This window comes from Candidatus Sulfotelmatobacter sp., from assembly GCA_035498555.1.
In the GTDB taxonomy this organism is placed as follows: Bacteria; Eisenbacteria; RBG-16-71-46; order RBG-16-71-46; family RBG-16-71-46; genus DATKAB01.
The window spans coordinates 1-9,471 of record DATKAB010000019.1 but is presented as its reverse complement, the minus strand read 5'-3'; the positions used below and the strand labels follow the sequence as shown (position 1 = coordinate 9,471).

Sequence of the window (9,471 nt, the reverse complement as noted above, 5' to 3'; positions counted from 1 at the left end):
CGTCCCATTCCTGAGCGGTTTCTAGCAGGTTTCTGGCCGGCGATCCGTATTGCGCTTTGCGCTGAAGCATTGCGCCCGACCGGGCATCACGCTGGGCGCGCACATCGGGGGCGCGAGGCGTTGCTTGGGCTTAAGACGTTTCTCGACGCCATTCTAGGTGGCACCATCCTTGCGGGACCACAGGCAGGCCGTCCCTGCTCGCCAGGGTCGGTCATGAGCGGCGTTTGCCGGAGGAACACTGTGCCTGCCGTGGGAACCGCGATGAAATCTGCAGCGCGCGACGAACGAGGCTTCACCCTGGCCGAGCTGATGGTGGTGATCAGCATCCTGGGACTCCTGTTCGCGCTCACCGTTCCGACGGTCTCGAGCTTCATGCGGAGCTCGAGACTGGTGGGCGCCGCGCAGACCCTCGAGGCCGACATCCACTACGCGCACACGATCGCGTCCACCTCGCGCAAGACCTGCATCATCCTGTTCTCCGGGGCCACCTACCAGGTCGAGCAGCTGAACCCGACCACCACGCTTCTCACCCGAGAGATGCCCAATGGCGTCTCCTGCTCGGCGAGTGACACGGCGACGTTCTATCCGTGGGGACTCACCGATCCGGTATCCGTCACGGTCAGCGACTCGCACGACAGCTCGGTCGTTCAGATCGCCTCGAACGGGAGGGTGGTCCGTGACTAAGCGAACCCGCTGGTTGGCGAAGGCCGAGGCCGGCGTCACGCTCGTCGAGCTGATGGTCGTGCTGGTCGTCATCGCCGTCGGCCTCCTGGCGCTCTCCGCCGTCCAGACTCATTCGTCTTCCGACGTCTACGCGACCGGCCGCCGCACTCGCGCGATGGCGGTGGCCGAGAACCAGATGGAGCAGGCCCGCGCGCTCGGTTATGCCGGCGCGGTGGCCGATTCCGGAACCACGGACAACTGCACCTGGAACACGCGGGTGGACTCCGTCGGAACCGGGCTCAACCGGATCACCGTGACGGTCAACTGGACCGAATCCGGCGCGCCTCGCACGATCCACCTCCTCGACCTGGTCTCGACGCGATGAATCACGACGACAGAAGCATTCGTCCGACGGATCGATCCCAGTCCGGCCTGACCCTCATCGAGCTGATGGTGACGGTCGGCGTAATCGGGCTGGTGATGGTGATCCTGTCCGGGATCCTCACCTCGTCGAGCCACCTGCAGTCGAGAACCGCGCGAAGGGCCGCGGTCCAGGCCGACTCGCGGCAGACTCTCGATCTGATGGGCAACGAGCTGCGCCAGGCCGGCGCCGACCCGAGCATGCCGCCGGTCGGGATCACGGGCATCCAGAGCGCCGACAGCCTGTCGGTGCGCATCCAGGCCGACCTGAACGGCGACGGCGTGATTCAGACCGCCGAGCCGTCGGAAGACGTCACCTATGCCTACGACGCCGGGCAGAAGGCCATCACGCGAAATCCGGGGGCCGGCGCCGCGGTCGTGATGGACCACGTCACCGCCATGTCGTTCTCGTACTACGACAGCTCGAACAACCTGCTCGGGCCGTATCCACTGAGCGCGGCCAATTGCGCACTGGTCCATTCGATCGGCGTGACGATCACCTGTGAGGACAAGGATTCGCATCCGCTTACGCTCACCACTCGAATCGGTCTGAGGAACATGTAGGCCATGGCTCTCGACGACGGTCGCAGGAGGGGCGGTATGGATCGACATCACGAACATGAACGGGGATCCGTCATGGTCATGGCGCTCGGCGTTCTGGCGGTGCTCGCCGTGCTGGCCATGGTCGTGGTCGCCGTCGTCGTCTCCGAGAAGAAGACCGCGCTCTTCGATTATTCCGGCAGCCGTTCGTTCTATTCGGCCGACGCCGCGACCGAGGCCGGAGCCAATTGGATTCTCCAGCAGTCCGCCCCGCCACCCGTCGTCGACGCGAACAGCAATGTGTTCGTCGCGGCGGGCTACACGGCGCTCAGCAACGACCACAGCTACAAATACGATGTGCAATTCATTCGGAAACGGCCCCGCCCAGGATGGAGCATCGAGTACAAGGACTTCGAATACGCCGTCTCCGCGACGGGCGCCAGCGCGCAGGGGTCGCAATCGGCCATTCAGCTGGGCGCGACGCGCCTTTACCGGGAGGGATACTGAACATGCGGCGTTCCACTCTAGTGCTTTCCGTTGCCTTCGCGGCGGCCCTGGTCATGGGCTCCGCGAATCTGGCGGGCGCTGCGACCTGTCAGGTGCCGCTGGCGATCGGCACGGCCGGTTCCGACGCGAACGTGCTCATTCTGCAGGACAACTCCGGCAGCATGAACGAGGCGCTGCAGTCGAGCGCCTACAATCCGAACACTCACTACTCGGGCAACTTCTCGAACGGGACCGACTACAACATCTCGAGCTCCGGCACGTACTCGCCCAGGAGCTTCAATTCCCACTGGGCGACCACGCCTACGGCCTTCCTGGTCACCAGCGATCAGGGCGAGGCGGGCGTGTATCACGGCAATTACCTCAACTGGATCTTCTACAACGCCACCGCCGCCCAGCGATCGGCGATCCCGACCGTGACCCGCATCCAGTCCTCGAAGGCGACCGTCAACGCGGTGCTGTCGGCCGTCACCGGCTGCCGGTTCGGGCTCGAGATCTTCAACGGGGACAACGGCGGTACGATTCTTTGCCCGCTGGGCACCGCGGTCAGCACCATTCAGACTTCGGAGAGCGCCATCGACGCGAACGCCTGGACGCCGCTCGCCGAGGCTTCGGTCACCGCGCTCAACTACTACAAGACCGCGGGCGCGAATCCGACCATCCAGTCGGCCTGCCAGAAGAACTTCCTGATCATCGTGACGGACGGCCTGCCGACCCACGACACCAGCATGCCGCCCTACATCACCGACGCCAATCACAACGGCTACTACCTGGATGACGTGGCCAAGTATCTCTACCGGAACGACATGCGCGCCGATCTCGACGGCATCCAGAACGTCGCGGTGTTCACGGTCGGCTTCAACGTCGACGATGGCTCGCTGCTCCAGACCACGGCGGACCTGGGCGGTGGCGAGTACTACAGCGTGACCGACGGCGCGAGCCTGCAGTCCGCTCTGCTGCACGACTTCAGCGTGATCGCGGCGCGCGTCTCGGCTGGCGCGGCGGTGTCGGTGGTGGCCTCCGAGGACCGCACCAACAACCGCCTCTATCGCGCGCGTTACGAGTCCCAGACCTGGAAGGGTTATCTCGAGTCCTTCAACCTGCCCTACCACGCGGGCGACGCTTCGCTGTGGGATGCCGGCGCTCAGCTGGCGGCGCGCGATCCGAGCACCCGCACCCTTCTGACCTCGAGCACCGGCACCAACACCTACGCCTTCAGTACCGCCAACTCGGCGACGCTGAGGACGCTGATGGGCGCCCCGGATACCGCGACCTGCAACAAGATCATCCGCTACACGCAGGGCATGCAGTTCACCGGCACCCGCGATCGCTCCGGCTGGAAGCTGGGCGATATCGTGGACGCCGCGCCGGTATCGGTGGGACGACCCAACTCGTTCAACAGCTTCCTGAACTATCCGGCGTTCCGCGCCGCCAAGTTCAACCGGTCGGAAAAGGTGTACGTCGCCGCGAACGACGGCATGCTCCACTGCGTCGACGCCGCCACGGGCGCCGAATCGTGGGCCTACGTGCCCAAGAATCTGCTGCCCAAGCTGGCGGATCTCATGGATCCGTCCTACTGCCACGAGTACTTCCTCAACATGACGCCGGCCGTCTATGACATCTACGTCGGCGGCGCGTGGAAGACGATGCTGATCGGTGGCGAGGCGCAGGGCGGCAGCACGCTGTTCGCTCTCGATGTCACCAGCCCGGCTCCCGACACGGTCAGCGTCATGTGGGATATCAACATCGCGGCGCTCAAGGGTTCGTGGAACAGCCCATCGCTGGTGCGCGACAAGCATAGCGACTCCTACATGCTGTGCGTGGGCACCGGCTACGACACCACGACCGCTCAGACCAACCTGATCGTCCTCAACCCGGCCGACGGCTCGACCTTGAACACCATCGCGCTCGGCTCGCCGGTGGCCGGCAACAAGACCACCAAGGCGACCGTCATCGACAAGGACTTCGACGGCTACGACGACCTGATGTATCTGGGCGACCTCGCCGGCAACATCTGGCGCGTGGATCTGACCGCGAACCCGTGGACCGTGACGAAGCTCATCAACGTCGGACAGCCGATCCAGGCTCCCCCGATCCTGACGCTCGACAACATGAATCGGGTGATGGTGTTCTTCGGAACCGGCAAGTACCTCACGATGAGCGACCCGGCCAGCACCGCACAACAGTCGATCTACGGCGTCGTGGATGACGACTCGGGCAATACCGTCGCGCTGACGGACCTGGTGGACCAGAGCACGACGATCCACTCGTTCGCCAATACCACGCGCGGCTGGTTCCTCAACATGACCAACGACACGGGCGAACGCGTGACCCACACGGCGGCGCTGGTCGCCGGCACCCTGTACGTGCCCTCGTTCCGCCCGAACTCCACGGCCTGCACCGGTGGTGGACAGTCGTGGCTCTACAGCCTGGACTACAAGGACGGCTCGGCGCCGGATCACAACAACGGTACGGCCAACAACGTGACCACCGGCCGCTCTCAGTCGATGGGCGACGGCATCCTCGCCGACCCGTCGGTCGACTTGCTGAGCGAGCAGGTGATCCTGCAGTCGTCCAATGCCGTGTTGATGACCGAAGACATCAGCGCCGGAGTGAAGAAGCTGGTCGTGCACTCGTGGCGCCAGAGGTGGAATTGAAAGGAGTAGCCATGCGCACCCACACTCGCATCTCGCTGATCGCTGCACTGGTCCTGCTGCCGGTGGTGCTCCCCGGGGCAAGCCAGAGCGCCGACGCCCGCACGCATCGAGCGCGGGCGGAGGCGGCTCGCCAGACCCAGCCCTTCATGGTGTCGGGCACGTTCACCGGAGTGCTCGACCAGGAAATGACCATGGACGGAGAGACGTACTGGCTCGCTCCCGACGCGCAGTTCTACGAGATCGGCAAGGGCCAGGTGATGCAGGGCTCGGTGGTCAGCGATCGCCACGTGTTCCTGTCGGGAACGCGTCGCGGCGATTCGGTGACGATCAACATGGTCGTGCTGCGTCCTGAGAGCGAGGACAGCTCGAATCAGGGCGGCGATGGATCGCAGTTCGTCAGCATCGCGAGAGATGACCGGCCCCGCTGACGGCAGCTCGAACCACGGGGCGAAGGGTTCGCTTCCGATTCGGCCCCGGCCACGATGGCCGGGGCTGATCGGCGTGCTTCTTCTCGCCGGCTGCTCGAGCCAGCCGAAGAGCCACGTGGCGGCGCGCCACGATGCCGGCCTCAGCCTGGCGCCCGACCCGGCCACGACCGCGAACCGGATTGCGGTGGTGTTCGCGGATCGTCGCCTCGAGCCGGCGGGATGTCGATTCGAGTGGCGGCGCAACGGCAACCTGATCTACGACGCCTCGACCGACGGGCTCGACCCGACCTTCTTCTCCAAGAACGACGAGATCACGGTGACGGTGAGCGCCCCGGGGTCTGGAAACGCCCCGGCGCGGAACCTGTCGGCCAGCGTGACGGTGGTGAATACGCCGCCCAAGATCACCAGCGCGACGCTGGTCCCATCCACGGAGACCGGAGCGGCCGAGCTCAAGGTCAACGTCGAGAGCGTGGACCCCGATCGCGACTTGCTCACTTACACCTATCGGTGGTTCAAGAACAACGTGCCGATCGAGAGCGCGACCGGCTCGAGCCTGTCGCTGAGCCGCGTCTCGCGCGGCGATCAGGTTGCCGCCGAGGTGGTCGCACACGACGACGTGAGCGCCTCGGCCGCGGTGCGCACGCAGCCATTTTCGGTCAACAATCGGCCGCCGGTCTTCACCTCGCAGCCGATCGCGCCGACGCAACGCGACCTGGTGTTCCAATATCACGCGGTCGCCAACGATCCCGACGGAGATCCGCTCCGGTATGCGCTGGTAAGCGGGCCGACCGGCATGAACGTGGACCCGGACGGCACCACGACGTGGACGCTGCCGACGGGTGAGGATCGCCAGGGGGGCTTCCCGGTGAGCCTTAGCGCCACCGACTCGAAGGGCGGCGTCGCGACGCAGGACTTCACGATCCAGCTCACGCCGCTTCCCGCCAAGAAGTAGCCCGACTGCGGCTTCCGCCGCGTCAAACACTGCTTCGGACTACTAAACAAAGTTTCATCCGGCGCCCATTTTCTCTTCAATTTGAGCGGGCGCACGCAGTCATTCCTTTGAGCTCGCGCGGCTCGGTGCTAAGACTGCGACGAGGCCGGAAACGCGCCGCCTCACCACGGGGCGCCACCACATCCGGCCGGGCCGTTGCATTCGGGTTCCGACACCCCTTAAGGAGGCACCGCATGCATGCACCTCATCGCGCCCTGCTCACCGTCTCGATGTTGCTCGCGCTCTCGGCCCCGGCATTCGCGGCCGACACCAAGGCCATCGAGGCCACCGAGAAGTACTGGAACCCGCTTCGCTCCGGCGCGCACATACTGGCCGACGTGCCCGAGGCCGAGCCGAACAACAGCCTCGCCACGGCGCAGCTGCTCGACTGCGGCAATACCCTGCGCCCCGCGTCCATCGGAGCTCCCGCCGACACCGACTATGTCTACTTCACCGCCACCGCCGGCACCATCATCACGGTGGGCACCGACGCCGACGGCGCCACGGGTCAGGTCGGCGACACGCGCATCCGGCTGTTCGATGCCAGCGGCGCGGTGCTCGCGAGCGACGATGACTCGGGTCCCGGGCTGTACTCGCTGCTGACCTTCACCGCGACCTACACCGGCACCTACTACGTCGGCTTCGCCGCCTACAGCGCAACGGCGAGCGGCGGCTACCAGGGCTTCATCAACTGCGCGGCCCCGCAGCCTCCGCCGGCCAACGATCAGTGCGCCGGTGCGATCCTGCTCAATTGCGGCGACATCAACATCTCGGGAACCACCGATTACGCGACCAACGACTACACGCCGCTGGCGTCGGGCACCGGCGGTTGCACCGGGTACACGGCGCTCGGCAAGGACGTTGCCTACCTGCTGAACGTGGGGCCGGGTGACTCGCTGGCCGTGAGCTACACCTCGACCGCAGACGGGTCGATCTACATCATCACCGACTGCTCGTCACCGACCACTTCGTGTGTGGCCGGCAAGGACGCCTCGCTGACCGGCCAGGCCGAGACTTTGAACTACAAGTTCACTGCCGCCGGCCTGTACTACCTGATCCTCGACAACTACGGCACCAACGCCAGCGGACCATTCACCCTCACCGGGCAGTTGATCTGCGTGCCGCCGGTAGGGACCGTGCCCCGCTCATGGGGGCAGGTGAAGACTCTGTACCGCTGATCTCGGCGATCGGCTGCTCGTGGCGACCACTCCCGCCGGCGGGGGTGGTCGCCGTTTTTGAACCGGAGATTCAGCGCCCGGCGTTTCCCCGGTCGAGCGAGCGTTGTATGCTCCGGCCGTTCGCAGCGCGAGCTGACGCATCACCGCGGCCGGGGGCCGCGTTCCCGAACCAGGAGACCTTTCATGCCGCGCAAGCTCATTGGCGGATTGATCCAGTGCGCCAACCCCATCAATGACGAATCGCAGCCGGTCGCGAAGATCAAGCAGGCGATGTTCGACAAGCACGTGCCGTTCATCGAGGAGGCCGGCAAGAAAGGGGTGCAGATTCTCTGCCTGCAGGAGATCTTCAACGGGCCCTACTTCTGCCCCGGGCAGGACAAGCGCTGGTACGACGCCGCCGAACCGGTGCCCGGCCCCACCACCGAAGCGGTGGCGAAGTTGGCCGCCAAGTACAAGATGGCGGTGGTGGTGCCGGTGTACGAGAAGGACATGCCCGGGGTTCTCTACAACACGGCAGCCGTTTATGACGCCGACGGCTCGTTTCTCGGCAAGTATCGCAAGAACCACATCCCGCACACCTCGGGCTTTTGGGAGAAGTACTTCTTCAAGCCCGGCAACCTCGGCTATCCCGTGTTCGAGACGCGCTACGCCAAGGTGGGCGTCTACATCTGCTACGACCGGCACTTCCCCGAAGGCGCTCGGGCCCTGGGCCTGAACGGCGCCGAGATCGTCTTCAATCCGAGCGCCACCGTGGCCGGGCTCTCGCAGTACCTGTGGAAGCTCGAGCAGCCGGCACACGCGGTGGCCAACGGCTACTTCATGGGCTGCATCAATCGCGTCGGCACCGAGGCGCCCTGGAACGTCGGCAAGTTCTATGGATCGTCGTATTTCGTGGATCCGCGCGGCAACTTCCTCGCGCAGGCCAACGAGGACGACGACGCTCTGGTGGTGGCGGAGATGGACCTCGACATGATCGACGAGGTGCGCGGAATCTGGCAGTTCTTCCGCGATCGGCGTCCCGAGACCTACGAGGATCTGGTCGAGCTCTAGCAGCGGGCGAATTGCACGATGTGGCGAAGGGCTCTCGCGCTCGCGAGGGCCCTTCGAGCTTCTGGCGCCCTTCCCGGAGGCGCACCCTCAAGTTTTTCCTCCCTCCGACGAAACTGGGCTCGACGCAGTTCGTTTCGGTTCGAGCCAGGGAGGGTGGCGACCATGCTGAACCCGATTTCGATCGGCCCGCTCCAGAACCCGTTCGAGGGTGGGTGGGCGAAGAGAACTCCGCCCGGCGATCCGAGCGCGCACGGGACGCGCACGTCCCAGTCGCTGCGCGCCATCGAGCGCACCACCGAGCAGGACTTGAACCTTCAGATTCAGACCCAGGAGGGCGACACGGTCAGCATCTCGCTCCAGAACGAGGTGGATCTGACCGCCATCAGCTACCGCTATCGCTCGAACGGTAGCGACGGCAACAACGCGCTCAAGCTGAACGGGCTTTCGATCTCCAGCTCGCAGAGCCTCGAGGTGCAGGTCCAGGGCTCGCTCAGCGATCAGGAGCTGGCCGACATCAACACGCTGCTCGACCAGATCAAGGCCGAGCTGCCTCAGCTCGCCTCGGGCACCACCGCTGGCGCTTCCGGCCCCGGCGCCGATCTCTCGAATCCAGGCGACGGCTCGCTCTCGACGCTCTCCGGCTACACGCTCGACGTTCAGCGCTCGGTGAGTGTCAACCTGATCGCGATCAAGCTGCGCACCTGGCAGCCTTCGCCTGCGGTGCTGCCCGCGCCGGCCGAGCCGGACTCGGGCTCCGGAGTGGTTTCCGCAGCGCCGGCGGTTGCAATGTCGAGCGATCCGAGCGCGCCGGCTGCCGACGGCTCCACCAGCCTGCTCACCGACAAGCAGGCCTCTCCGGCACCCGTCTCCCCGGCCACGGGCGGCGACGTCATGCAGCGGCTCCTCGACGCGTTCAAGACCATTCTCGATTCATGGCAGAGCGACAGGGCATCGGCGAGCGCCGGCGGTTCGCGGTTGGATCCGCTCGCCTGGCTCAGCCAGGCGCTCGATCAGCTGAGCGTGGCGCTGAACGGCAGCCC

At 65.5% G+C, this 9,471-nt stretch carries 10 protein-coding genes; all 10 read left to right on the top strand.

Annotated elements, in window-relative coordinates; all coding sequences use genetic code 11:
- The first annotated feature begins 261 nt into the window (after nt 1–261).
- A complete protein-coding gene (locus VMJ70_02045) occupies nt 262–684 on the top strand; it encodes a GspH/FimT family pseudopilin (GenBank protein ID HTO89890.1) in 423 nt (140 codons plus the stop codon).
- Nucleotides 677–1,048 carry a prepilin-type N-terminal cleavage/methylation domain-containing protein gene (locus tag VMJ70_02040; protein HTO89889.1) on the top strand — a complete coding sequence of 124 codons (372 nt, stop codon included), beginning with the start codon at nt 677–679 and terminating at the stop codon, nt 1,046–1,048. The genes VMJ70_02045 and VMJ70_02040 overlap by 8 nt, the downstream gene beginning before the upstream one ends.
- The gene (locus VMJ70_02035; GenBank protein HTO89888.1) at nt 1,045–1,647 is read left to right on the top strand and encodes a prepilin-type N-terminal cleavage/methylation domain-containing protein; all 603 of its coding nucleotides are present in this window, start codon (nt 1,045–1,047) and stop codon (nt 1,645–1,647) included. The genes VMJ70_02040 and VMJ70_02035 overlap by 4 nt, the downstream gene beginning before the upstream one ends.
- Before the next feature lie 36 nt (nt 1,648–1,683).
- Nucleotides 1,684–2,130 (top strand): hypothetical protein, encoded by a 447-nt coding sequence (locus VMJ70_02030; GenBank protein HTO89887.1) that lies wholly within the window; start codon nt 1,684–1,686, stop codon nt 2,128–2,130.
- A 2-nt stretch (nt 2,131–2,132) separates the two neighbouring features.
- A complete protein-coding gene (locus tag VMJ70_02025; protein ID HTO89886.1) occupies nt 2,133–4,784 on the top strand; it encodes a PilC/PilY family type IV pilus protein in 2,652 nt (883 codons plus the stop codon).
- An 11-nt stretch (nt 4,785–4,795) separates the two neighbouring features.
- A complete protein-coding gene (locus VMJ70_02020) occupies nt 4,796–5,212 on the top strand; it encodes a hypothetical protein (GenBank protein ID HTO89885.1) in 417 nt (138 codons plus the stop codon).
- 73 nt (nt 5,213–5,285) lie between these two features.
- Nucleotides 5,286–6,164, top strand: a complete 879-nt coding sequence (locus VMJ70_02015) for a putative Ig domain-containing protein (GenBank protein HTO89884.1) — start codon at nt 5,286–5,288, stop codon at nt 6,162–6,164.
- Nucleotides 6,165–6,397: 233 nt separating this feature from the next.
- Entirely contained in the window at nt 6,398–7,381 is a 984-nt protein-coding gene (locus tag VMJ70_02010; protein ID HTO89883.1) for a PPC domain-containing protein, read from the top strand.
- Nucleotides 7,382–7,564: 183 nt separating this feature from the next.
- Nucleotides 7,565–8,431 (top strand): nitrilase-related carbon-nitrogen hydrolase, encoded by an 867-nt coding sequence (locus tag VMJ70_02005; GenBank protein ID HTO89882.1) that lies wholly within the window; start codon nt 7,565–7,567, stop codon nt 8,429–8,431.
- A gap of 162 nt (nt 8,432–8,593) precedes the next feature.
- The coding region (locus VMJ70_02000; GenBank protein ID HTO89881.1) for a hypothetical protein at nt 8,594–9,471 on the top strand (878 nt) is incomplete at its 3' end.